Raw genomic sequence first — 24,990 nt, forward strand, 5'->3', positions numbered from 1 at the left:
GCAATGATGATAAATGCCGCTGCCGGAGCCTTTGCGGAATCTTCGGAACCGGCGTTGCAGCCCGCCGTGCAAACTTTGGCGCAAAAAGCTTTTGCACAAAAGACAGATGCGGCTGTCCGGCAATTTTTTGAAAAGAATTTGGCGACACTCCCGAATGCTCAGGCAAAAGTTCAAGCGCTGACGCTGTTGGCAGAGTATGAACAACATAACGGGAATTATTCCAATGCGGCGGACTGTTACCGGCAGGCGGCGGGGTTCGATACTACCGATAAAAAAACTGCGCTTTTATTGGATGCGGTTCGTGTGTTGCTTTGCGGCGGCAGTATGGATTCTGCCCGAAGCCTGTTAAGTGAAATCGCCGCCGCGCTACCGGTGAGCGATGAAGATCCATATTATCGGAGAGCCGCCGTGTATGATACGTGGAGACTGCTCGCCGAAGACCGGGCTGATCGAGCTGTACCCCTCATTACCGCCTATACTAAGAAAAAGGCTTTTTCGGAATATCATCCTGCATTGCTGTTTACACTCTGGTGGGTCAATGGTGATGAGGATGCAAAGCAGCGGCTGCTGAAAGAGTACCCTGCCGGTATGGAAGCGGCGGCCGTCAATGGAACCGTTACAGTGCAACCGTCAACTTTTTGGTACTTAATGCCGAGAAGCGGACTTGCTCAGCAACCGGCTGCCGGCAGTTCAGCTTCTAAAACAAGCACATCCTCTAAAGCAAGAACCTCATCGGAAACGACAAAAGCTTCAGTACAATCGAGCGCTGCATCAAAAGCAGAGGCAGCTTCTACTCAATCCTCAAAACCGGCAGCGGTTTCCGAAACACAGGCTAAGCCTTCCTATTATCAGCTTGGATTTTATAAGACAAAAAAATATGCGGAAGCGCTTGCCGCCGATTTGCAAAAAAAACATTTTACTCCCATTATAAAAGAAGAAACGCGTCCCAGCGGTACTGTTTATTTTGCCGTACTTGTTAAAGAGAACGCTGCCGGAGATATGGGGCTCCGGTTAAAGGATGCCGGATATGAAGCCTTTCCGATTTTCCCATAGATTTTTCCTTTGGCCGTTTGCTGTATCGGTTGTTATTTCATATTTTCTGTTGAGCCTTTTGGGATGCGCTTCTGCCTCTGCCCATAAATACGACAGCTTGTTGCCTACCGATACTGCCGAAATGATCGAAGCGGTATTTTCTGCCGATGCACAAATGCAAGCAGAACAGATATTTCCGATCCCGATGAAGGAATACGATGATTCTATTTTACCGAATAACTATCTTGCCTTTACCGCGTATAAAGGACAGGCTCGTATTTATTTTTGGGCGCATGGACTTGCTTCTTTTGATTTGTACATCAATAACCGAAAAATTCCGACAAAATCTCTTTGTACGGATAAACCGATGTGCTTTGATGCATCGCCGTATATTCAAAACGGTAGAAATATGCTCTATATTGCGGCGCTTACTCCTGCCGGAAACGGTACGGCACAAGAACAACCTTCATTACAGGTAAAGATACCCTACCCTGTTATTCTGCCGCTTTCAAATTCGCAGGAGGCTTTAAAAAAACAACAGAAAGATGCACCGTATTCAACCGAAACGCTTGAAATAGTGGATCAGCTGCTGACTGCAGAAATGGAGGCGGGGTTTCCCGGCGCTCAGCTTGTCATTATTAAAGACGGCATGATGATTAAGAACAGCGCTTACGGCGCCATCAGCAGGGTTGACAGCGCAGGCAATCCGCTTGACGAAGTGATTCCTGTAACGGAAAAGACTTTATTTGACCTTGCAAGCAATACAAAGATGTATGCGGTTAATTTTGCCGTTCAAAAACTGATTTCCGAACGGCGCCTTGCGCTCACTGATACCGTTCACCATTTTTTCCCGCAATTTGTTGATACTAAGAAGAGTAAAATAAAAGGCAAAGCCGATATTACGATCTTTGATCTTCTTACTCACCAATCGGGATTTCCCGCTGGAAGGGCGTATTCGCAGAAAATTAAGAAACTTAAAAATGTTTCAAAAAAAAGCTATCGTGAGCATACCTTTGACTTGATTATGGAAACTCCGTTTGTGTATCAACCTCGGACGACAATGATCTATTCGGATATCAACTATATGCTGCTTACCTATATTATCGAAAAGGTAACGGGGGTGGGGCTGGCGGAATATGTTGCCGACAATTTTTACCGCCCGCTTGGTTTGGATAGAATTTGTTTTACACCGCTCCGGCAGGGTTTTACACTCGATGAGATTGCCGCAACGGAAATTCGTGCAAAACCGCGCACTCAAGATGCTATTGATAGCACACAAATCACGGAACTCATTCATGGAACTGTACATGACTCTGAAGCGTATACGGCAATGGAAGAGATTAGTGGGCATGCGGGGTTGTTTGCAAATGCGGAAAGTATTGCAGTGCTTGCTCAAGTAATGCTGAATAACGGAGGATATGGTGTCAAACGGTTTTTCGATCCGTCCGTTGCAGGATATTTTACGGCGCAACAGTCTCTTGTTTCAAGCATCGGGTTCGGTTGGCGGCGGCAGGGAGTGCAGGAATACAGTTGGGCTTTTTCGCCCTTTGCCTCTGCCGGAACCTTCGGGCATACCGGCTGGACGGGAACGCTTACCATTATCGATCCTGTCGAACATCTTATCATCATTTTATTAACCAATGCAAAAAATACGGTTCCGGCGCATAACACCCGTAACAGCCGATTCGAGGGCGATTATTATTTGGCAAAGCGGTATGGGGCGATCACGGCACTTATTTACGAGGCGTTTCGTCAGCCGACGCAAGCGCAGCTGGAGAGTATGCTCATCGAACTTGCCGAAAAGAAATATGAAATGCTGCGGCAAATTTCAGCCTTTAACAACCAAGGCTATATCAATGATCTTGCGGCAATTATGAAAATCGTAAAACAACGCGCTCGAAAGTCTGCCGGCTTGCGAAAATTTCTCAAGACTGAGAAGGCTGCACAGATTCTCAAAATTGTTGACGGCCGGCTATAGAAACGGAAGCGCCTTTACACTAAGAGCAATCGCATCCGAAACGTGTTAAGCGATTGCTTGCCTTTGTACGAAATTTTGTCAAAAATTTCGTACAATTTTTTCACGAGAAGGGTAAATGCATCAGACAGAATAGATAAAAAGCGCAGAATAATGGGGGCTAATGGTTAAAAATAATTTTTCCGTTAGCCTTTTGAAAAGAGGTGAGGCAGATACGAGGCATGAGCAAAAATTACCCGCAGGCGTGCTTTTTGCACGTCGAGGACTAATTTTTGTGGAATAACGAAGTAGATGCCCGCATGTTTTCAAAAGGGATCTGATGCGTTTACTTGACATTTACACGTACGCACCTTGATATTTCTTTTCAAATTCAATCGTCGTATTTGAGCCGTGCCCCGGATAAACGTGTGTATTTTCCGGCAGTTCGGTAAAAAGCCGCTTGAGCGACCGGCATATCTGCATCTCATTACCGCCAAGCAAATCGGTTCTGCCGCGGGAGCCGTAGAAAAGGGTATCCCCACTAAAAAGAATACCGGCTTCTTCGTTCCACAAGCAAACAGAGCCTTGTGTATGGCCGGGTGTATGCAGCACGGTAAAGCCGTTTACGCTGTCTCCTTCTTTATAAAAATCTGTCGGTTCCGGAAGCGGATTTTTTTCCAACGGCTCTATCAGTTTTTGAACATGGAGCGGCCCAAAACTTTTTAAATGGATTTCCATACCGGCTTTTCCGAGGTATGCGGCATCATTTTCGTGAATCCACAAGCGATAATCGGGATACTTTCGTACGAGAGCAGGCAAGCCACCGACATGGTCAAAGTGTCCGTGTGTCAGCATAATTTCAAGATGCGTAGGATTAAGTTTATATAGATACTGGGATAATTCGGGACTCAATCCGCCCGGATCGATTATGGCAGCGCTTTCTTTGCTCAACGGGAATACCCACGTATTGACCATAAGGTAGCCGGTTTCAAACTTTTCTATTGAATATTCCATGATAAAGTCCTTTTACAAGCTTTGAGGATGGTTGAGAATAGTATAGGCGATTTTATGGATTAAAACAATATTGGGTCCTTTTGAAATATACGGCACATCTGCGTTGTCACTCGTTCAGCGAAGTACGTCCGTGTACTTCGCTGAACACAAGTTTGACCGGTGTCAAACTTGTTTCTGCTTAATACGCGCGGCATCCATGCCGCTACTGCAAATCCTCAACGTATCAGAACGGACAGGGACGTCCCCGTACATCAGCGACGTTTTTGCTTTGCAAAAACTCGTTGCCAGCAAATGTGCACGGATGTACATTTGCTGGCAAGGTATCTATACCGTCTATTTCAAAAGACTTACGGAAAATCTGTAAAAAAATACAAAAAATTTTGTTTAAAATTTTTTGCAGGAGGATTACAAAGCCGATTATCAATTCAGTATAAATAAGATAAAAAAATCGATGAATCGGCTTTGCTGTTGATTGTTAAAAATTAGTATGATTTTGAATCATACGACTTGCGGTTTTTTTTCATTAATTTGCGCTGAAGAGCTTTCTTCTTTCTATTTAAAATAGTAGACGGCTTTTCATAGTATTCGCGCTTTTTCCACTCGCGGATAATTCCCTCTTTTTCAACTTGTCGCTTAAAACGCTTAATCGCTTTTTCAAGGTTTTCGGAATCATCGATAATGATACTTGCCACTTACAGAATCACCTCCAATGGATTATATCCTTAGTATCTCTTTATACAATAATGATTTTATATCTTTCTGTCAAGCAGGCGGTTTTTGACTGCTCGGTTGTTTCGATACGGTAAGTATTTTCAAAAAGTTTGCTTGACTTTTACATTAGATCGATATACACTGAAAATATACTGATGCTATCGGTAGCGGCTCGATGAATAGCGGATGAATGTTATGGAGCTGCATATTTCAAAAGTAGAACACTTCTAATAGTCATAATACAAATCGTTAGAAAAAAAGTTTCAAAGTAAGAATACTGTCCGGGCAGGAACGCCGGAAAATGTCAGGAGAGATACTATGTCCATACGCTCTAAACTTACGCTTTTTATGATGATTGCCGTACTTGTTACAGCTTCGCTCAGCCTTACCTTTATGGTTTTGTCGGTTCGCAAAAAATTCGAGCACCGGTTTTATGAAGACACTCATGCAATGCTCGATTCCGCCGCAATCAATTTAGAAGTTGCTTTTATTAGAGGGTTTTCTGCTGCACAGAATTGGTCGGAAAACCATAACCTTATCAGCTGGGTTGATCAGGGGCAGCCGGAAGGAAATCTTAAAACCGATGTAATGAGGGATTTTCAGAAGCTTGCTTCAAAAGACAATATCATTTCAGTATTTATTGCCGGCGCCCGAGCAGAAACCAACTATCAGTCTGACGCAAATAGAGTAGTGAAAGTAGGAAAGTTGAGTACCAAAAATGATTCTGACACATGGTTTTATACAACTTTGCAGCTCAAGGATCCAATCACTTTTTTTATCAATAAAAATAAAGAAACCGGTCTTACCGCTTTATGGATTAATGCGCAAGTTTTTGACGCGCAAAAACACATTATCGGTGTTGCAGGCGTCGGCCTGAGCTTGGAAACATCCGTGGAGAGCTTAAAGCAAGCAGTACCGAGTGCACATTCAACACTGTATCTGGTTGATTCTGATGGAAATATCGTTATCTCATCAAACGATGATGTATTCAGTAAACGTTTGCAAGACTATATCCCTGCCGAAGCGCAGTCGGTGCCGGGTTTTACCCATCTTGGTATGTGGCATGACAAACAGTCGGGAAAAATGATCTATGCAAAAAAAGCTGCATCTAAAGATTTCCCTTATAGTATTGTGTTGACGGCGCCGATTAAAGATTTTTTACCATCAGTATTTAGTATTGTGCTGGATTCTACGGTTGCAATAATCATAATGCTGCTTTTGGTGTCGCTGCTGATTGCACTGAATGCGCGGAGTACCTCAAAACGGATTATCGATATTGGGGGCGTGTTAGGGTCACTTGCGCAAGGAAATCTGACCGTACAAGCGGATACCCATAAGGATGAAATAGGTCAAATCGGTAATTATTTGAATCATACAACGGGTACGATGCGGAAGTTATTTAAACAAGTCAAAGATGAAGCGCATAATATGACGAGCATCGGTGAAAATCTTTTTCTGGAGATGCAAAAGGCGGACGGTGCTATTACTCAGATTGCAAGTGAAATAGACAGTCTCCATGCTACAGCTGATAATCAAGCACATAGTGTTTCGGAAACATCCAGTGCTATCGCACAAATTATTGAAGCCATACGTGAATTAAATACGTCGATTGAGGGACAATCTTCCGATGTCAGCGATGTTTCCTCTGCGGTAGAGCAAATGGTTGCAAATATCCAAGCAGTTACTGCGAGCGTGCAAAAGGCAAATACGGCGCTTCAGTCACTTTCGTCGGCAACAGTCGACGGTAAAAATACCCTTGTGGAGACAAATGCCATTTCGCAAAAGATTGCAGAACAATCGGGCAGTTTGCTTGAAGCTTCAAATGTCATTGAAAATATCGCCTCGCAAACAAATCTGTTGGCAATGAATGCTGCGATTGAGGCTGCTCACGCCGGAGAGACAGGAAAGGGGTTTGCTGTTGTCGCCGATGAGATACGGAAACTGGCAGAAGAATCGAGCGCACAAGGAAAAACCATCAGCGGAACTCTAAAGATGATAACCGCCGAGATAGATCAACTGGTAAAGGCAGCCTCACTGGCGGTAGAAAAATTTACCGTTATTTCGGGGCATACTGATGCAGTACAGGAATCAGCTTCTATGGTTGCATTTTCGATGACGGAGCAGTCAAAAGCCGGTAAAGAAGTGCTGACTTCCATGCAGGATATAAATGCGGTAACGCAATCGGTTCAGCAAGGCTCTGCCGAAATCTCCGGCGGGAGTGAAAAGGTTATGGATGAGGTACGAAACTTAGATAAAGTTACGCAAACCCTTCAAAGCCGTATGGAAGAAATGGCTTCAAATTTTATGCAGATTAACGATGCCATCTACGGAGTAAAGTCATTTACGGAACGAAATAAAGAAAGCATCAATCGATTGGTTGATGAAATCGGGAAATTCAAAGTGTAAGTATTGCTCATAAATTCGCTTTATTTAACAATTCTCTTTTCGCGCTCTTGGCGGATATGGGGGGGATTCTCGTAGGTTACCAAGTTTAGCAAGATCAGTATTTTCAGCGATTTGAATAATCTGCATATCTATGAAGCTTTGTCATGGATGCAATGCGTACCCTTGCATAAACGCACACAGACCCGTAAAATTACCCCCGTGATAAGGACATCCGTGTGCTGAATTTTCAACGACCGCTTTCTTTTTTCCTCCTGCTGTTACTGCCGACTTTTGTACTGCTCCGGCGGACGGGGAGATTGCAAGCGGTATCGATATCGCTGCCGCTCGGAAATTGGAACGGATTTGTTCCAGAAAAAAATCTGCGGGTGTATCTTGTGCACCGTATCTCCCAGTACACCCTTGCGGCAGCCTTTGTGTTCGCCGTTGCAGCGCTTGCGGAACCGGTACGGCAAACTTCCGAAGCGATGTATGCCGGTTCGGGACAGGCGCTGATGTTTGTCATCGACACCAGCCCCTCGATGGCGGCACAGGACATGGGAACACAGACACGGCTTGAGGCGGCGAAGCAGATTATCAAGTCCTTTGCGGAAAAATATGAAGGCGATTCGTTAGGACTTACCGCGCTGGGAAGTTCCGCCGCCGTACTCATTCCGCCGACAATCGATCGGCACACGTTTCTGACTCGGTTGGATCAACTGCAAGTCGGTGAATTCGGTGACGGAACGGCAATCGGTATGGGGCTTGCCTCTGCCGTGCTGCATCTGACGCAGTATTCCGCGATTCCCTCACATATCATTCTCTTTACCGACGGAGATAACAACACCGGAGAGGTGCATCCCCGCGCGGCCGCGGATATCATCAAGCATAAAAAAATCGGGTTTTACATTATCGGGTTGGGGAAGTCGGGATATGCGCCGGTTAAATATATTGATCCCATTCAAAAAAAAGAAATTTCCGGTACGCTCAATACCATGTTTAATGAAGCAGAGTTGCAAAAAATTGCCGGTTACGGTAACGGCCGCTATTTTTCGGCACAGTCTCCCGAATTATTAACGGATATTTTTAATCGATTTATTCAAAAAATACCGGCGACGCCTCCTTCAATGACGATGCGTAAATACACGTACCTTGACGGGCTGTTTTTATTGATTGCAATGAGCTGCGCGGTAGGAGCATGGCTGCTCCGTAGAATCGGAATGCAGGCGGTGTCATAATGATTGAATTTGAAAAACCGTTTTTCCTGTTGTGCATCATTGCTATTCTGCCTGCCTGCGCCGTTACGCTGTATCGCATAAAAAAATTAAGAGAAAGCTACGCGGCAGCGGGAGAGATTCACGCCATTATACGGACACTGCGAATCCGAACGGCGCTTTGGAGTATCGGCTGGCTGTTTCTCAGTATTGCTGCAGCAGTACCGCTCTGGGGCACAAAACAAACCACCGTAGTTAAACACGGGAATGCAGTTATCTTTGCCGTTGATATTTCGCGCAGTATGACCGTCGCCGACATCGCACCGAACCGGCTCGAATTTGCAAAGCGTTATGTTTCCTTTTTGATAGAACGCTTGCCGGAAACTGCCTGCGGACTCGTTACGATAAAGGGACTGGGTACGCTTGCCGTACCGTTGAGTTTTAATCATCAGAGTGTACTGACCGCAGCGGAAACGCTGTCGCCGTTCAATGCAACCTCGGCAGGCAGCAATCTTGAACACGGGCTGCGTGTCGCATTGGAGGCATTCCCCGAAAATCGATTAACCGGAAAAACGGTTGTGCTGTGTACCGACGGCGGTGAAACAATCGGTTCGGTGCCGCGTATTCTTCCGCGGTATCGGCAAGAAAATGTTCAACTGATTATCATCGGCTTTGGAACGGAAACAGGCGGTACGCTCTCCGTCTTGAATGAAAGACACGAATCGGTCGTGCAAAAAAGTGCATTGGAGGAAGCTATTCTTAAACGCTATGCGGAGCAAGCCTTAAACGGAAGTTTTTATATTTCCGCTGCCGACCTCGGTTCGGCTCAGAAGGTGCTGCAATCGCTGACGGAAGGCGATGCCGAAAGCGAGAAAATACGATATGTGCAAAAACCGGTACGGCGGACATTTGAGTGTACGGCGATGGCGCTCCTCTTTTTTTGTCTCGGTCTTTGTGCGGGAGGTATCCGTGCTAAAAAAATGTAGACGTCCGGCTGCCGCCATATCATCACTTTTAACATTATTATCATCGTTATGTAGATCATCATTTTTGTCGGTGAGTTTTATTTTTTTACTGATGACGATGTTTGTCCTATCGGGCTGTAGCGCAGAACAGCAAACCAAAATTGCACACGTAAAAGGAACACTCGCATGGATGCGGAGCGATTGGAACGATGCCGTGTTGTATTTTTATGAGGCTGAAAGTTTAGCGGCGGAATTATCCGATGAGACCATAAAACCGTACACGGATTTTGCGCTTGCCTCTTCATATCTGATGCAGGGAGAAGATGAGGCTGCGTCCGGAAAATTACAAAATGGTTTCGAAACCGCTCCGGATATTTTACGGGCGCATCGGTTTTATCAACAAGGCATTATTGCGTTTCATGCAAAGGATTATGCGGAAGCGGCGGCATTGTTCCGAAAATCATTGGAGCTTTCCGGCCGCGATACGGCGGCTAAGATTAATTACGAGTTGAGCAAAAAGTTGAGCGACACACAGCGAGAGATGCAGCATCAAGCTCCGCAAAATGCTACCGAAGATCCCGAAGCCGATCTGACGGATTCGATTATCTTAGATATTATTCGCAAAAGAGAGCAAACCGAATGGAAAAAAACACAGCGCGAATCGGAACCGGCGATAAACGATTATTAGTACCTTTAGTATGCAGGCTAGTCGCGAAGCCGGCAACACTCTTTTTTTTCTTTTGTGCAGCCGCAATCCTCTATGGGCAGCAAAGCGATTATGCTAAGCATTTTATGGAACTCAAAATAGACGGTACCGAATTATCAATTGATCGTGAATTTGAAATTGAAGTTATCATCAAACGAGAAGCTCCGTATTTGCAGAAGAATAATGGCAATACGCCGCGATTTATCCTCGAGCGGGAGAACGATACGGCAGAGCTGATACAGAGCAGTGCAATCCCCGAACGAGACGGCCTACACCTGCGCTATCGGTATCGTTTTAACAAAACAGGCAGGTTCCGGTTCGAGCCGGAGCTGCAATGGAAACGGCAAACGGTCGAGCTGACACCGCTGGATATAACCGTACACCGGCCGCGGCTTTCGGAGCATACGCCGTTTGTGTGGACGCTGTATTCTTCAAGCGGTCTGCCGATTGCGGACGGCGCAGCCCTTGAACAAGGCACCGAATACATCCTGTGTTTAACCGCAGCCTTTTATTCGGCAGGATATACCGAGCGCTACCGACACGCTTTACAAACCGCCTCTGAGCAAGCAGAATACTCCCACCTCGAAGCGCCCCGTTCCGAAGCCGGTCGATCAGAAGTTTCCGGTTCTGCAGGAATCGGCTCCGAATCAGCCCAACCACAAGATGGCCGAAGGGGCGCCGCTGTTCGGAATATGCACAGTGAGCTGCCGTTACCGGCTGAAATAGTCCGTATCGAATGCGCTCCTTCCGAAAGCGCCGCGCTGAAACCGCTTGCACTCACAGAACTGCCGTTCATGTCGACCGCTTCCGTTCCGTACGAATACCCCGATGACGAGCATTATGTTCTTGCCGCCTTTAGTTTGATACCCTTGCGGATAGGTGTTCAAAGCCTTCCCCAAGCGCAGATATTTTTTACAGCGGGCGGAAAAGCATTCAGCGCTCCTGCTACGTACCGCATTGACCGGCAGGCAATTACCGAGGTCGCCGGTAAAGGCGGCGCGGGCGGCTTCACCGCCGCTGCGTTTCAGGCGCTCCCGCCTGAAACGCAGTACAGCGGCAGCACTATGACCGAGCAAGAAAAAAGCGCCGCGGCAAAACAGATAGCTGATTACCGTAAGCAGGAAGCCGCGGCGCTTTTTTCTCCCGCAATCCGTCGTGAACGCAGAAAGTTGGAAGCTGCGTTGGAGATTGCGCATCCGTTGCCGCTGTATCCGCGCCTGCTCGGTATTCTAACGGCGGCAATCTCAGGTTTGCTGCTGATCGGTGCGGCAGTGTGCGGTTTCCGCAATAAAAAGCGGTTTATGCTGCTTTGTATCATCATCGCATTGTGCAGCGGAAGCCTCACCGCCGTACTGTTTCGGCTCATACTACGGCCGCAAGGCGTGTGCATTGAGGACTCCGGCGAAATTGCGGTGCGGCGTATACCGGAACATACCGGTAGTATCGTGCACCGGCTTTCGGCAGGTGAAAGTGTTATCATCATGCGCAAGGCGCCGCAATGGTACTACATTAAAACCGCCGTCGGGGTTACCGGCTGGATACCGCTGCAATCGGTTATCCGATACAATTAAGTCGGGGTTGTTGATTCGCGCGTCGGGGTATGTTGATTTCTCTCCTAAAAAATGATAGAAAGAATAAGCATTGCTTTTTACAGGAGATTTTTATGAAATGTAGATTTTGTGAGCAAGATATAAAACCGGTCGGTCATAACTTAGTATCAGCGACCGGTGATATTGTTTGTACCAAGAACCCGACAAAAAAGCATATTGCCGTATATGACGGTGTTCACTGTATTCATTGCGGACGTCAAATAAGCATTCTCGGTGATAGAATTGTTACCTCAGCAGGAATAAGTTGTCCGGCATCCCCATCAGGACGCCATGTTGTAAAATAGCGGGAAAAAGGCAGGGGGGCAAGTTCTCGGCACCCCGTCTTTAACATAAAAATCGGTAACAGGAATACCGAAATAAAAGTAAATCTGTTCGGAAACTTCCGTTTCTGAACAGGTTACCTTGAAATGCGATGTTCTAAATTGTGCGATGCAAGAGTTCATCGACCTATTCGAAACACAGTTATCGAATAGGTCTAGTATTTATAGCTCTCGGCATTTTAAAAAAAGGCTATTGACATAGCAATCAATATCCTATATACTTGCCCTGTTATTTCAAGATATGGGCTATTAGCTCAGTAGGTAGAGCAACGCCCTTTTAAGGCGTGGGTCGATGGTTCGAATCCATCATAGCTCAAAAAAAGACTGCAAAACTATTTGTAGTCTTTTTTTTTACACGTTCGGCAATTTTAGGATTTATCTTTTTCATTACGCTGCCGTTCCGAGCGGATAAATGCCGACAGAATACTGAAAAGCGCAATCGCATGAGCGACGATAAAGATACCGATGCTGTTTTCGTAGAGGCGCCAACTGCGGATTGCATTTAATCCGACACAAATAATGCCGGATATATATACAACACGTTCCAACCAGCGCATCGGCAGCTTGTTTTTTGCCGCCCGTACAAGATTGATAATCCATGCCGTCAACATGATAAGCAAGAGCGCACCGATAGCGCAAAGCATCACAGTATTTTCTTTCATAGAGTACCTTCTTAATTTCCTTGTAAAGGGACCTTATAAACCGAAACCGGTTGTATATTTTTTCCGCACAAGGAGATGACTACATCGTTCACCGTCAACGTATAGAGACTGCGGCGAATAGGACAAGATAAAACATCTACACTTTTGGGTGAGCGGTAAAAGCCTTCCCCCGTATATTTGAGATATGCTTCCTTTTGTGTCCACAACTCGTAAAATCGTTGATCAAACAGCTCCATATTTTGGTAAAGATAGCTGTTTTCGGCATCGGTAAAACAGCGGCTTGCAACATTCGGTTTTGCAGCGCGCAACCGCTCAATATCAGCGCCGATTTCACTATCGGATAGCGCAATGAGGCACACTCCATGCGTATATGATAAACTGAAATACAGCGCTCCATCTTTTAGGTACGGCTTTCCGTATTTTCCGTATTCAAACAAAAGCTGCACAGGACAATGCGGAATCCGCTCAGCAAGTATGGTTTTCAGCAATCCCTTTGCCAGTGTGCGCTCTTGTTCAGAGGATAATCCCTTATGCCGGCAAATCCACAGCTCCGTCATTGTCGTATAGACATTCGTCTTATGGCACAATACCGCGGGAAAGCAGCGCCGTCAATACTGCCCCGCCGAGTGCGCGCGCCTTGTCGGAAATGGTAAAGCAGTTGTTCAATTCGGTAAGGCGCGGGTCTATATCCGCCATTTTGAGTCCGCTGCGGACGGTAAACCTGTCGGGCAGCATGCCTCGGATTATCCCATTAAGCGAAGCGGCAACATCAGTAACGCTGCCGTCCGCGCGTATGATGCGGGCAATAGTTTCGCCGCGGGTAACCGAGTCGCCGATATCATGTATAACACGCAGCGTGCCTGCCGCCGGTGCATGGATAACCCTCAAGGCGCTTTCTCCGCCGACCAGCCCCGGAACGCCGGTATTGGGGAGCGCCGTTCCTTGATAAATGAGCCGTCCTAAATTATGCCCGCGCATAGTTTCGATAACGATGTGTGCGTCCCTTTCGGCGGTAAAGCCCGGTCCCAGCGCAATGACCAACGGCGCCATATCGAGGCGCGTTCCGTAATTTTTCTTTGCGATGATGGCATCCACAACGGCGGCAGGCTGCAATACACTGATCAACTCTCCCGTAGGGTCAACCGCAATGGGGATAAAGCTTGACCGGTTTGCTTTGGAGCCGACAGCAGCGCCGGTTCCGACCGCAATCGATTCCGTACCGGATCGAGTACCTGCTTCACTGTCCTTTGCAGACAGAATCCCTGCGGCATGCTCTTTTGCAATCAGGCGCGCTTCGATTCCTTCTATTGTGCAATGTCCAAGCCTAACAGCCTCACTAAACGCAACGGTACGGCGGATGGCGGAAGGGTTTTCGGTTTCCAGTGCAAGGACACGAAAACCTGAGGTATGGATTGCTGCCAGTACCCCGCTGGCCAAATCTCCTGCCCCGCGCACGATAATAAGCGGTGCGGATTGCTTCATGTTCGCTCCTCGGCGCAATACAGAGTACAAAACAAGTACCGCGCGCCTTCAAAAAAAGACCGTTTGGGTGAAAAACCGCTTGCATAATATGGGTAAGTCGCAGCGGTCTATTCATCTTTGCGGAAGTAATGTTCAAAAATCGTTCCGTTCGGTGTACCCACGTTTCATTCACCGGCTTGCCGAGCGTCCGCGTCGAAATAAGCCCAACCGTCTTTGTGGTACGGGGGTGGATGACGGGTTCGGTATCGTTCCACCCCTTGACCGCCCGCCGTTTACTGCCGTCCGCTTCAATTAGAACTACATCGTAATTATCACAGAGACTATCGATTACTTCTAACGGCGGTGCGCTCAGCTTTTCTCCCGTCTCCATACCGAAAAAGGACACGGCGGAATCAAGCCGCTCCTTTTCGCGTATCCCCATCTTTGTCGTAGTCGTTACCGCGACGTGTAATCCCCGCGCTGCGAGTTCATTTGCAGTGGTAATTATGGATGTGGTTTTTCCGCCGCTCCCGATAAAAGATACGACATCGCCGCGGCAGATATGGAGTTTTTTCGTAAGGGGGCATATACTTTTGCGATTAAAATTGCGGATACGGCATCGTCGGTTTATGCGTGCCGACATACTTTACATCCGAGGATACGGACGTGCTTATCCGTTTTACTACGGTCAAATAGCCGTGCAATGAGGTATGAATCGGTTGGAACGGGGGCTTTACACACGGGACAAAAACGATCTGCGTCGGGTTCTATCATCGGATAACAGTGAGGACATCCATAGATTGAACATAATCGGTCGGTTCCTTCCGATGGATAAACCTTTGTTTTTAGCTGTTCCCCTTTCTTTAATACGGTACAGCAAATAGGGCAGACGCCGGGCGCGCCCGGTTTTCCTTTCGGTAAATATTCTGCATCTCCTGTTTTTCTACTTTTGAAAGTAAATAAAAAATAAGCGACACCCATTAATAATATACCGATAAATACCAATATGAACCATGAAAGCGGCGAAAGAAACGTACCCATACCAATAAGATACACGATTCATGGACTTGCGGCAACCTATAAAACACAGTATACTTTTATAGTGGCATCGTTATATGTAGTCGGAACACCAATTGGAAATTTAGGCGATATTACAGTACGGGCATTGGAAATTTTCAAAACGGCTGACTATATTGCCTGCGAAGATACACGGCACACGTTGGGGCTTTTAACTCATTTTGAGATACGGAAGCCGCTTATTTCGTGCCGTTCGCAGAATGAAGCGGATGCCGCGCAGAAAATTATCGGTCTATTGGCTGACGGCAAGAATGTCGCGTATGCGAGCGATGCAGGAACTCCGGCCTTGAGCGACCCCGGAGCCATTCTCGTTAAGCTGGTGCGTGAGGCAGGGTATCCTATTGTACCCATCCCGGGCGCTTCCGCATTTGCGGTTATGGTCAGCATTGCAGGAACGTGCGACTCGTCGGTGCTTTTTGAAGGTTTTTTATCCCCTAAACAAGGGCGGAGAAAACGGCGGCTGCAGGAACTTTTTGATATGCACACGGGCTTCGTACTCTACGAATCTCCGTTCAGAATTATCAAGCTGTTACAAGATATTGCCGATATTGATAGCAAGAGGCTGGTTGTTGTCGGCCGTGAGTTGACCAAACTGCATGAAGAAATTTTATCCGGTGAGGTATCGGATATTTTACATACATTACAGGAGCGGCAATCGATAAAAGGCGAGTTTTCGGTTTTTGTATCCGGAAAGGCTTAATTTTTTCGATAAAAATGCCGATAAAAGCTATGGAAGGCGGAAAAAACATGACAATTGATAGACTAAACGGAATTGAGCCTGTAAAACCTGTACAACCTATTCAACGGACGCAAAGGACTGAAGTATTCGGTAAAACGGATGCCGTTTCCGTTTCAAATGAAGCGCGGGTATTATCAGATGCAAATATCGCATTGGAAGCGGTGAGAAATGCACCTGATATTCGTGAAGATAAGGTTGCCGAGGTAAAGAAAAAGTTCGCGGATCCTTCATATATAAATAATGCTCTCTTGGAACTCGTTGCTGACAAGATATTAGACGATTACGGTCTCTAAAAGCGTGCAGCGGCACAATCAAATGGTATTGTGTCGTTTCAACGCAGTTTTAATCGCTCATATATTTTCTTCTAAAAAACCTGAAATAAAGGCGGAATACGAGTATGTCTAATTTTACCTTTAAGCTTACATCAAATATTATCCTCGGAAGTTACTCCATAGCAAAAATAGGTGCGGAAGCCGTTCAATTTGGAAAAAAATTCTTATTTATTGTTGATCCGTTGCTGCACGAAACCGGTATTGCAAAAAAAATTATTGACGCATTGGAAGAAAGGGATATATCCGTTCTTGTATTTGACGGCGTAAAACGTTCCGCCGACTCGGATATCATTGAAAACGCATTAAGTCTTGCCCGCGGAGTCTTTGTCGATGCCGTTATTGCCTCAGGCGGTATGGGACCGGTCGCAGTTGGTCGTGCCGTTGCCTCGTTATACAATGAAAGCGGTTCCATCTATGATTTTATCGAAGGGAAGCCTTGTGCGGCAGAACCGCTTCCGTTCATTGAAGTTCCCGCTACTTGCCGCGAACCGTTCACTTTTACACCGTTCAGTCCGATTGTTGACGCTCGTTCACGAAAAATTCATTTATTAAAAGTGCGGAAGGATCTCTGTAAGCTCTGCGTATTCGATACCGCTTGCTATTCAAATCTTGCACCAAATGCAACGACGGCAACTATTCTTCAAGGCGTCGGCATTGCGTTTGAAGGCTATACCTCTTCAAAAACAAACTTTTTGTCGGAAACGATTTTAGGGAAAGCAATCGACCGCTTTTTGTTGTCGCTTGATCCGCAGCACGGACGTTCTACCGGCGCTTCCCGCGAAACGGTTATTGCAGAAGCGGCCTGTTTAACTGCTATCGGTATTTCTTTTTCCAGCCCGGGATTAGGGAGCGCCATCGCACTCGCCTGTGCAAGCCGCTATAATATTTCCAGCTCGGTAGTCGGAACAATCCTTTTACCGTATATCCTTACGAATGCGCAAACATCGAATCTCGACAAACTCCTAAAAATCGGACGGATGCTGAATGTTGATACGCGCGGTGTCGATCCGCTGTACGTCGCAAAGGATGCTATCGAAGAAATCCGCCGCCGTTTGGCTCAAGCTAATCTGCCCACTCGTTTGAAGGATATCGGTTTATCTATTGAGCAGCTGGTTGCTATTTCCGAAGATACCGTTTCGCTGAGTTTTATGAACTATATCCCCAAGCCGATGCGGAGCGATGATGTGTTTGAGCTGCTTAAACAAGCGTATTAACGCATGATTGAGCTTTTTAAGCTTATCCGGCTTCCTAATACCCAAAAGATACGTAAGATTATCAAAATTCTTGAGATACTTGAAGTTGAATGCGTTGTCGTTTCGCCGGATTTACCGTATTCAGCTGTTCTGCTTTCTTGCGATTCATTTTACGTTGAAGGGCTTTGCGCGCACCTTGCGTCAATCTATCCTTCCGATCCTGTTATTACCACTGCCGTTAAAACGTATACGTCCGCCTTACACGCGGAAACGCTGACCGCCGGAGATTACCGTGTACTGTTTAATACGCTGCGTCATGCGCTGTACCGGCAAAGCGACGTACAGCCTTCCGAATGGGATTTAATCGCTCCGGGGCTGCGCTACGGTACCGCCATACCAAAGCACGATATTGCTGCGCTGAATGTGTCACTGCCATACACTGAAACACAGACTGACGCGCCCCCTCCGGCACTTCCTGTACCGCGCCCGTTTTATCCGGGGGTCTATGTGTATGCCGAAGATATCCGTGCACCCTTTAACCTCGGCTCCATATTTCGTACCGCGGAGGCTTTCGGCGCAGAGAAATTACTGCTGTCGGAGGACTGCGTTTCGCCGGAACAACCTCGTGCGCAGCGCTCGGCGATGGGGTGCATCCGCTTTTTGCCGTGGGAGTATTGTCCGCTTGAAGCTCTGCCTGCCGACCTTCCCGTCTTTGCGCTTGAAACAGGCGGCACTCCGATTACCTCTTTTTCTTTCCCCAAGCAAGGTGTTGTACTGCTCGGCTCCGAAGAACTGGGACTCAGCGCGGAAGCTCTCAAAAGCGTTTCCGCCGGTATTGTCAGCATTCCAATGAAGGGCATCAAAGCCTCGCTCAATGTCGCAGTCGCATTCGGCATCCTCATGCAATACTGGACGGCTTCTTTAAAAGACAGTGCTTGACAAAAGCTGTTAATTGTACAAAACTGTCCACAAGATGCAGGTTTTTTTTACACAAGTTAAGATTGTAGCCCAAAACCCGATTTTTTTAGCAGCCATTACAAGCTGGCTTTTGAGTCAATTTATCAAAACATTCATCGGATTTTGCGGATCATCAGTACATTCTCTGCCGGTCTTTTTCGACTTATTGGTATGGCGCACGGGTGGTATGCCCTCAAGCCACTCTGCTCTTGTGACGGCTCTCTCGACTACAATCGGTTTTAAACAGGGCGTTTCTTCGGATTTATTTATTTTTTCTATTTTTTCTGCGATGATTGTTATTAGGGACGCAATGGGAGTTCGCCGCTCAAGTGGACTTCAAGCAAAAATGTTAAACGAAGTAGGCGCAAAAATGGCCGAAATAATGAATACATCTTTTAAGCCTGTCAAAGAAGTTCAAGGCCATACCCCTGTTGAAGTTTTTGCCGGTATGATTCTCGGTGTTGTAATCGGAAGTTATTTTTCACTCTATTATACAGTATAACCCATGAAGCGGCTGAACGGTTTTTTATATTTCTTGTCGGCGTTCATCGCAACCGGAATCCTCTTGCTTTTTATCATCTTTCCTCTCCGTTTTTATGCTCCTACATGGGACGGATATCGGATAGCAGCGGTTCCCTGCTCGGATGATATTGAACCCTATATCTCTGCTGCAGAGGAAGTCGGCATCTCGGGTACCGCATCGGAGTTTTCCGTTTCGAGCCGCTTTTCATTACTAGGAACCGGTCGGCATGAACGCTTTCCGTTTACCGATACCGAACGCTATACTCGATGGTTCCGCGATGATGACGGCGGATACCAATATCTTTATCTTCCGTATACTTCGATTTTTAAATACCTTTCGTTCTATTTTTCACTCTACGGTAAACGAGCGCATTTTTTTCTTGAAGCCGCTATTCCATATAGTCCGATACAAGGACTTCTTGCGCTTATTCTGTTTGCCTACTGCATTGCCAATTCCCGTAAAAAACTGCTGTTTTTTGCCGCTGCGTTCAGCTTTGTCTGCTATGCATTCTGCGTTAAAAGCAGTTTATCATCCGCGACTGCTCTTTTAAGCATATTAACCGCTGCATACTGGCTTGAGGCGCTGGAAAATGAACTGGCAATCCCATGGAAGCAGCTTAAAGAACGGATTAAGCATAACAGGTTTATGCTCGTTCTTCCTGCGGCTCCGCTGTTGACTGCGGTCATCGATGGCATCGTTCCCCTTTGCTTTTTCTTGTTGGCGTTGCTGTTATCGGCAGGTATGCTCTTTTCAGTGCACAGCTTTTTGCAGATAAGAGAAACGTATCTGGAGCGATACCGCCAACATCCTTCGTTAAAGCTGTTTGCGATGCATCCGCAATCATGGGCACAGTTTTGGAATACTCGATATGCCATCAATGCAACCATACTGGCCGGCGCCTTGCTATTTGTTTCCGCAGTTATCCCGCTTGTATTATCAACAAACCGTTTAAGCCCTGCTGCCGCTAAACTGAACGTGCCGCAGCCGGTTTCACGGTCGCCGATTCCGTTTACCGATTCAGGTTTTTTTACCGTGCAGGCATCGCGGCCGCAGGATTATCTCCCCGATTTAAGTAACTATATAGAAGATTATTGGTATACGGCGGCTTTACCTTATCTCAATGTTCATGAACCGTTACCGCCGCTTACCCCGAATATGCGGATATACTTTGATTCCTATCATGAGGATTCAGATGGAAAGCTGCATCGTGACGAAAGGGTTATATATTCCTTCGATACGGTGTTTATTCTCCGTGCATTAAGAAACGAGCGACTGGCGCTGCTCCCGTTAGAGAAGATGCTGATAGCTCAAGCCGGTTTTTCCGCTGCAGCCTATCGTCTTTTATATGTATCCACACTGAGTCCTGTTATTGCATTTTTTATTATCCTCGGCACGTTGTTATTTCCCTGTGTTCTGATTATAATGAGCAAAATACGATGATGGAATTTATACGATTTAAACGGGGACAACAGCAAGCAAAATATATCCGCTTGGATCCCCAATTCGAAGGAAATGCTTTTCTGCCGCAATATACGCTGGTACCGCTTGCATCAAAAACACAAACGAGTAGCCTTCCCTTAGTCTCCGTCGGAGATTTTGTGAATGAGGGACAGATGGTCGCTCGCGCAGGTAACAGCTTATCGGCGCACGTCCATGCCTCGGTTCCCGGCATTGTGTCGGGAATTGTTGACGCGCAGCTTCCAAATGGTCATTCATTCCGCGGACTTCATATCAAAACAGGGGGTGGCTTCAGCATACTGGGTAAACGACGCACTCCGTATCTGTGGAAACAAAGCGATCAAACAGGGCTTCTTCACTTCATCGACCTTGCCGGTTTAGTTAATACTTCAGGAGAAACGGTTTCTCTTGCAGAAGAGATCAGGATGGCTGTAAAGCAAGGTATAAAAACGCTTACCGTTATGCTTTACGATAAAGACCCTACCTGTATGCTGGATTCTTTTTTAGCCCGCCGGTTTATCCGCGAAGTCGCAGAAGGAATTGATATTATTGCTCATGCGGCAGGGGCTGCGAAAATTATCGTTGAAACAGGTATGGAAAAAAAAGACCGTGCCCTTTTTGATACGATCGGAACCGTTATTTCCGACCGCGATCTTGCGCATCTCACCGTTCCGCAAACCTATCCTGCAGGAAATGCCCATACCCGTTCAGCCGAAAAAGATGCTGTTGTGATCGACGCTTTGACTGCTTTGTCGGTTTATGAATCGGTGCAGCATAATCAACCGATGCTGACAACGTACTTACTCCTTACCGGCAAGACATTGGAACACGCCACGGTTATTAAAGTACGCATCGGTACACCGATCGGCCACCTCATAGAAGAATGCGGCGGCTTTAAAAGCAAAAATACGCATATCATTCTGAATGGCTTATTGCGTGGAACATTGGTTGACAGTTTAGACTTACCCGCCGGTAAGGGGATTAAATCGATCCACGCGGTCGGTACCGATATTGATATTCAACAACAACTGGACGAATGCACCCATTGCGGACAATGCCTGCGGAGCTGCCCCGCATATATCGACCCGATAAATACGGTAAGTCGGATTCAAAGAAATCGGTACACTGCCGAAACGCTGCGCTCTATTGCGTTATGCAGCGGCTGTGCCTGTTGTTCGGCAGTATGTCCGGTGCGTATTCCGTTAAGCGCGATTATCAAATCGGCAGCAGAGAGAGGAGATAGTTATGCCGTATAACCGTACCATACTTTCTCCTGCCCCCTACGTCTATACCGGTATGAATGCGCGGAATACGGCAATTCTGGTATTAAGTCTTTTATCGCTTCAGCTTATTGCTATGGGGATTATGCACGATTTTGCAAGCATCTTTCTGATCATAACTGCCGGAGCGGCTGCAACGCTTGTGTCTTTTCTTATCGGGTATCTGCAAGGTAGAATCCGCTTTGATATCCATGCGTTCGTAACCGGCTTATTGATAGGTTTTTTTCTGCCGGTTAATGGCGGTTTTGTTTTTAGCTTTTTAATCGCGTTTATGAGTTATTTTTTCAGCTGGGGTGTTTTCGGTGGAAAAGGTTCCTCATGGATTAATCCGGTTATGCTTGCTGCCTGCATTGCTGCAGTGTGCAAGCCCGATTGCTTTGTACAACCGGTCGCTCTTGATCGGATAATCTCCGGCGGTAGCGTTTTTGCAGCGCTGGAAGGCTCCGGTCTGTTGCAGACACCGGCAGATCAATATATAACTTCGATGTTTAATTCGACATTTCTGCATGGAGTTGATGTAACGCTGCCGGAAGGGTATATCGGACTGTTTCTTCATTATCCATCAACGGTACCGGCGTTCCGGTATAATCTCTTAACATTATGTTCTTCAATCGTACTGCTGTCAGTAAAAACGATTCATAAAACGCTGCCTTTTACATTTTTGCTCATTTATGGGCTGCTGGTATATCTATTTCCGTCCGTAGGACAAGCAAACGCTTATGGGAAGGGTGATATATTATCGGCGATATTGACGAGCGGTGCTCTTTTTTCGGCCTTTTTTGTCATGAACGACAGCGGCTCCATTCCCCGCTCATGGGAAGGGAGGTTTATCACCGGCATACTGACCGGTATTTTCGCGTTTTGTATTGCCGGTCCCGGCGCTATACCGGCCGGTATCCCTTTTGCCGTCTTATTTGCCGATTGCCTCACACCCCTCATCGAGTGGCTGGAAGCATATTTTTATAAAAGACGACGAGGTGCATTATGACCGATGCTGCAAAACACCTTTTAAAAAAATATGCCGCGCTTGCCGGAATTTTGCTTGTATTCTTAGCCTCATTTTTCGGGCTGTCGTATCTACGGAGAAAGGCGGATACCCGCTATCTGACCGCCGCTGCAGAAAAGCTTTGCCGTGCATATCCGGGTTTTAAAGGGCGGCAAATAACTGTTAGATGGCTTGATAATACAGGTTTATCCGGTTTGCCGTTCAAAGCCGTATTATCCGCCTCATACTCCGGACGCGAAGCGTTTGTATTTATGCTTCCTCTAACCGGTAAGTACGGTGTTTATCCTGCAGTCTTTTTTTATGAACGCTCAATCGGTTGCGTCTTCTGCGGACTTGCAGGGATTGATGCTCTTCCGGTGCAGGCAGAGCGTTACGGGATAACGCCGTCAACCATTGCAATGTACCGAAATAGAATTGACATATTGATGAAGAAGCAGGAGAGATAGTTATGGTCAATAAATCGGTCGTCTTTTTTTTAGGTTTATGTCCGATCATCCCCCTCGCAGCCCATTTTGCTGAAGGCCTGATCTTTATTGCAGAATTTTGGTTCCTTTTGGCAGTCGGAATCGTAAGCAAGATGTTTATCAATTATTTTAAAATTGATAAGTTTTCTCATATTGTACTCTATCTTGATATTATTCTTGCGGCAGCATTATATGCACAAATCGTAGGGGTGATTTTTCCTGTTATGGCAATTAGCCTTGAAAGATACATCTATATGGTTGGATTTTCGTATATACTGATTATCAGTATCGGTATGTATGATTCAAGCCAATATCCGTTTGAAATGCCGATACTCTATTCAATTCTCTTAGCAGCTGTTTCGATATTGAGGGAACTTGTTGTGTTCGGTACGGTTTCTTTACCTATCCGCTCCGGCTTATTCAGCATTACACTTATCCCGTTTTCTTTGCCGCTTACATTTTTGGGGAGCAGCGCCGGTGTTCTTATGATGTTCGGCATCGCACTCTGGCTTTTCCGCAGTTTTCATAAGGGTGAACTTTTACCGTTTCAAACCGATGAATCATATCGAAGTCGGCTATAGGGAGACGCCGTATGTTTATTGCATCCTTAATCTTTTTTTATACTTTCCCTGCTTCATTAATTTTTTTGCATGGTATCGGCTTGGAGCGCCTTTCGATGAATGCGCGTTCAACCCGTGTGATTATTTCGTTTATTTTACGGGACGGCGCGATAATGCTTATTGCTGCGTCGCTCAGCTGGCTGCTTGAATTCTCTCTTTTATTACCGCTCGATATCGTCAGTATAACACCGGTTGTTGCATTGATAATTGTGTATCTGTGCGATTTGGTCTTATATCGAATACTTTTAAAACGTACGGAAAGCCGACTGATACGGGAGCGTTTGTTTTCCGGCGGTACTGTTATCTTTGCCCTCTATCAAGCTTTCACCTATATCGAATTGATTGCCATTGTGCTTAGCGCTTTGGCAAGTATGCTTGTCTGGTCGTTTATTCTCTGTGCCGTCAAACGGAGAGTTGAGGAAAGCAATGTGAGCGCTCAATGGAAAAATGCACCGCTATTACTGATTAGTATGGGGCTGATTGCGTTAGCGCTCTATGCATGGGACATCGCTTGGTTAACGCCGGCGCTTCTGTAACTTATAGTATAGAGTGATTGTTTAACAGCGCCTTACAAGACAAGTTTGATATTGTTTTATCGGGAACCTCTAAAAATCCATATCTAAGTTTTTAGAGCGACCCAATCCCTTAAAATGAGATGGAGTTGAATTCCTTTATGAAACGTTGTTGGTTATTTTTCTTTTTTTCTGTTTTGATATGGAATACCTTTGCGCAAGAAACTACCGAAACTCAAGAACCGGAAACCCCGTCTGCGCAAGCCCCTATCACCGCTTATGTCTATGAACCGATTCGGAAGGGCGACCAGTTTATCCGTATGGGTTTACAGCTGGGTATACCGCTTTTTAATACCTCGCCGAATAAGTTTGCGATTAAAACTAATATCTATCCGGGCGGCAGTATCTTCCTCGGTTATACTCACTATCTGACGAAAGGGGTCTCGATCGGCGGCGATATTGCTTTTACATTTCACTTAACACGCGGCAGCAATCTCTATTTTGCAATCCCCTTTACAATCAATTCAGGATATACCTTTGCAATCGACAAATTCCGTATTCCACTCACTTTCGGGATCGGCGGTGATTTTCAGTCTTATAACGGTACACGGTATTTCAGCCTGTTCTTTAGACCGCAGGCGGGCGTTTTCTATCAGTATTCTCCTGAATGGTCGTTCGGCGGCGAATTATCATGGGATATTGTTCCGCAATGGTATAAAGACAAAAGCTTTAATCGTACGGGCAATTTCTTAAATATCGGTTTTGCCGCCCGGTATCACTTCTAAAAAAGGATGACAT

Annotated in this window: 27 protein-coding genes and 1 tRNA gene; 21 read left to right on the forward strand and 7 right to left on the reverse strand. The window is 46.2% G+C overall.

Annotated elements, in window-relative coordinates:
- The first annotated feature begins 3 nt into the window (after positions 1-3).
- Together ABK01_RS01570 and pbp4b are read left to right on the forward strand one after the other, a co-directional pair.
- Entirely contained in the window at positions 4-1,053 is a 1,050-nt protein-coding gene (locus ABK01_RS01570) for an SPOR domain-containing protein (RefSeq protein WP_253675981.1), read from the forward strand.
- Positions 1,028-3,010 (forward strand): penicillin binding protein PBP4B, encoded by a 1,983-nt coding sequence (pbp4b, locus tag ABK01_RS01575; protein WP_253675982.1) that lies wholly within the window; start codon positions 1,028-1,030, stop codon positions 3,008-3,010. Before ABK01_RS01570 ends, pbp4b begins: the two co-directional genes overlap by 26 nt.
- A gap of 333 nt (positions 3,011-3,343) precedes the next feature.
- On the opposite strand, the gene ABK01_RS01580 is transcribed toward pbp4b, so the two are convergent.
- Entirely contained in the window at positions 3,344-4,000 is a 657-nt protein-coding gene (locus tag ABK01_RS01580; RefSeq protein WP_253675983.1) for an MBL fold metallo-hydrolase, read from the reverse strand.
- Positions 4,001-4,482: 482 nt separating this feature from the next.
- The gene (gene rpsU / locus ABK01_RS01585) at positions 4,483-4,692 is read right to left on the reverse strand and encodes a 30S ribosomal protein S21 (RefSeq protein ID WP_253675984.1); all 210 of its coding nucleotides are present in this window, start codon (positions 4,690-4,692) and stop codon (positions 4,483-4,485) included.
- A 337-nt stretch (positions 4,693-5,029) separates the two neighbouring features.
- Here rpsU and ABK01_RS01590 point away from each other — a divergent pair, with 337 nt between their 5' ends.
- From ABK01_RS01590 to ABK01_RS01620, 7 genes are all read left to right on the forward strand, one after another.
- Positions 5,030-7,117, forward strand: a complete 2,088-nt coding sequence (locus ABK01_RS01590) for a methyl-accepting chemotaxis protein (RefSeq protein WP_253675985.1) — start codon at positions 5,030-5,032, stop codon at positions 7,115-7,117.
- A gap of 215 nt (positions 7,118-7,332) precedes the next feature.
- Positions 7,333-8,331, forward strand: a complete 999-nt coding sequence (locus tag ABK01_RS01595; protein WP_253675986.1) for a VWA domain-containing protein — start codon at positions 7,333-7,335, stop codon at positions 8,329-8,331.
- Positions 8,331-9,293 (forward strand): vWA domain-containing protein, encoded by a 963-nt coding sequence (locus ABK01_RS01600; protein WP_253675987.1) that lies wholly within the window; start codon positions 8,331-8,333, stop codon positions 9,291-9,293. The genes ABK01_RS01595 and ABK01_RS01600 overlap by 1 nt, the downstream gene beginning before the upstream one ends.
- 70 nt (positions 9,294-9,363) lie before the next feature.
- Positions 9,364-9,960 (forward strand): tetratricopeptide repeat protein, encoded by a 597-nt coding sequence (locus tag ABK01_RS01605; protein ID WP_253675988.1) that lies wholly within the window; start codon positions 9,364-9,366, stop codon positions 9,958-9,960.
- A complete protein-coding gene (locus tag ABK01_RS01610; RefSeq protein ID WP_253675989.1) occupies positions 9,912-11,549 on the forward strand; it encodes an SH3 domain-containing protein in 1,638 nt (545 codons plus the stop codon). The genes ABK01_RS01605 and ABK01_RS01610 overlap by 49 nt, the downstream gene beginning before the upstream one ends.
- A 92-nt stretch (positions 11,550-11,641) precedes the next feature.
- Entirely contained in the window at positions 11,642-11,872 is a 231-nt protein-coding gene (locus ABK01_RS01615; protein ID WP_212565791.1) for a hypothetical protein, read from the forward strand.
- A 279-nt stretch (positions 11,873-12,151) separates the two neighbouring features.
- Positions 12,152-12,224: transfer RNA gene (locus tag ABK01_RS01620), tRNA-Lys, on the forward strand.
- 52 nt (positions 12,225-12,276) lie between these two features.
- Here the strand turns inward: ABK01_RS01620 and ABK01_RS01625 are convergent.
- Genes ABK01_RS01625 through ABK01_RS01645 form a run of 5 tightly spaced genes read right to left on the reverse strand, consistent with a single transcriptional unit; the run spans position 12,277 to position 15,072 of the window.
- The gene (locus tag ABK01_RS01625; RefSeq protein ID WP_253675990.1) at positions 12,277-12,570 is read right to left on the reverse strand and encodes a hypothetical protein; all 294 of its coding nucleotides are present in this window, start codon (positions 12,568-12,570) and stop codon (positions 12,277-12,279) included.
- Between the two features lie 11 nt (positions 12,571-12,581).
- A complete protein-coding gene (locus tag ABK01_RS01630; protein WP_253675991.1) occupies positions 12,582-13,127 on the reverse strand; it encodes a 4'-phosphopantetheinyl transferase family protein in 546 nt (181 codons plus the stop codon).
- A 19-nt stretch (positions 13,128-13,146) separates the two neighbouring features.
- The gene (gene yqeB / locus ABK01_RS01635) at positions 13,147-14,025 is read right to left on the reverse strand and encodes a selenium-dependent molybdenum cofactor biosynthesis protein YqeB (protein ID WP_230974651.1); all 879 of its coding nucleotides are present in this window, start codon (positions 14,023-14,025) and stop codon (positions 13,147-13,149) included.
- Positions 13,907-14,674, reverse strand: a complete 768-nt coding sequence (gene yqeC / locus ABK01_RS01640) for a selenium cofactor biosynthesis protein YqeC (protein ID WP_230974533.1) — start codon at positions 14,672-14,674, stop codon at positions 13,907-13,909. Before yqeC ends, yqeB begins: the two co-directional genes overlap by 119 nt.
- Entirely contained in the window at positions 14,659-15,072 is a 414-nt protein-coding gene (locus ABK01_RS01645; RefSeq protein WP_212565794.1) for a hypothetical protein, read from the reverse strand. Before ABK01_RS01645 ends, yqeC begins: the two co-directional genes overlap by 16 nt.
- A 61-nt stretch (positions 15,073-15,133) precedes the next feature.
- Here ABK01_RS01645 and rsmI point away from each other — a divergent pair, with 61 nt between their 5' ends.
- The 12 genes from rsmI to ABK01_RS01705 all read left to right on the forward strand — a co-directional run bounded on the left by rsmI (position 15,134) and on the right by ABK01_RS01705 (position 24,977).
- On the forward strand, positions 15,134-15,808 hold the full coding sequence (gene rsmI, locus ABK01_RS01650; RefSeq protein ID WP_212565795.1) for a 16S rRNA (cytidine(1402)-2'-O)-methyltransferase: 675 nt from the start codon (positions 15,134-15,136) through the stop codon (positions 15,806-15,808).
- A gap of 47 nt (positions 15,809-15,855) precedes the next feature.
- Complete coding sequence (locus tag ABK01_RS01655; protein ID WP_212565796.1) at positions 15,856-16,140, forward strand: flagellar biosynthesis anti-sigma factor FlgM; 285 nt, start codon at positions 15,856-15,858, stop codon at positions 16,138-16,140.
- 104 nt (positions 16,141-16,244) lie between these two features.
- Positions 16,245-17,393 carry an iron-containing alcohol dehydrogenase gene (locus ABK01_RS01660; RefSeq protein ID WP_212565797.1) on the forward strand — a complete coding sequence of 383 codons (1,149 nt, stop codon included), beginning with the start codon at positions 16,245-16,247 and terminating at the stop codon, positions 17,391-17,393.
- A gap of 3 nt (positions 17,394-17,396) precedes the next feature.
- Positions 17,397-18,311, forward strand: a complete 915-nt coding sequence (locus ABK01_RS01665) for a TrmH family RNA methyltransferase (RefSeq protein ID WP_212565798.1) — start codon at positions 17,397-17,399, stop codon at positions 18,309-18,311.
- Between the two features lie 34 nt (positions 18,312-18,345).
- On the forward strand, positions 18,346-18,831 hold the full coding sequence (locus ABK01_RS01670; protein ID WP_212565799.1) for a divergent PAP2 family protein: 486 nt from the start codon (positions 18,346-18,348) through the stop codon (positions 18,829-18,831).
- A 3-nt stretch (positions 18,832-18,834) separates the two neighbouring features.
- Positions 18,835-20,292, forward strand: coding sequence for a hypothetical protein (locus tag ABK01_RS01675; RefSeq protein ID WP_253675992.1), 1,458 nt, complete (start codon positions 18,835-18,837; stop codon positions 20,290-20,292).
- Positions 20,289-21,566 (forward strand): 4Fe-4S dicluster domain-containing protein, encoded by a 1,278-nt coding sequence (locus tag ABK01_RS01680; RefSeq protein WP_253675993.1) that lies wholly within the window; start codon positions 20,289-20,291, stop codon positions 21,564-21,566. The genes ABK01_RS01675 and ABK01_RS01680 overlap by 4 nt, the downstream gene beginning before the upstream one ends.
- A complete protein-coding gene (locus tag ABK01_RS01685) occupies positions 21,556-22,578 on the forward strand; it encodes an RnfABCDGE type electron transport complex subunit D (RefSeq protein WP_253675994.1) in 1,023 nt (340 codons plus the stop codon). The genes ABK01_RS01680 and ABK01_RS01685 overlap by 11 nt, the downstream gene beginning before the upstream one ends.
- Positions 22,575-23,042 carry a hypothetical protein gene (locus ABK01_RS01690; protein ID WP_253675995.1) on the forward strand — a complete coding sequence of 156 codons (468 nt, stop codon included), beginning with the start codon at positions 22,575-22,577 and terminating at the stop codon, positions 23,040-23,042. The genes ABK01_RS01685 and ABK01_RS01690 overlap by 4 nt, the downstream gene beginning before the upstream one ends.
- A gap of 2 nt (positions 23,043-23,044) precedes the next feature.
- The gene (locus ABK01_RS01695) at positions 23,045-23,641 is read left to right on the forward strand and encodes a hypothetical protein (protein ID WP_253675996.1); all 597 of its coding nucleotides are present in this window, start codon (positions 23,045-23,047) and stop codon (positions 23,639-23,641) included.
- Positions 23,642-23,652: 11 nt separating this feature from the next.
- Complete coding sequence (locus ABK01_RS01700) at positions 23,653-24,216, forward strand: hypothetical protein (RefSeq protein ID WP_253675997.1); 564 nt, start codon at positions 23,653-23,655, stop codon at positions 24,214-24,216.
- 137 nt (positions 24,217-24,353) lie between these two features.
- Positions 24,354-24,977 carry a TP0733 family outer membrane beta-barrel protein gene (locus tag ABK01_RS01705; RefSeq protein WP_253675998.1) on the forward strand — a complete coding sequence of 208 codons (624 nt, stop codon included), beginning with the start codon at positions 24,354-24,356 and terminating at the stop codon, positions 24,975-24,977.
- Positions 24,978-24,990: the final 13 nt, after the last annotated feature.

Origin of the sequence: Treponema sp. OMZ 305, from assembly GCF_024181325.1 — a bacterium.
In the GTDB taxonomy this organism is placed as follows: Bacteria; Spirochaetota; Spirochaetia; order Treponematales; family Treponemataceae; genus Treponema.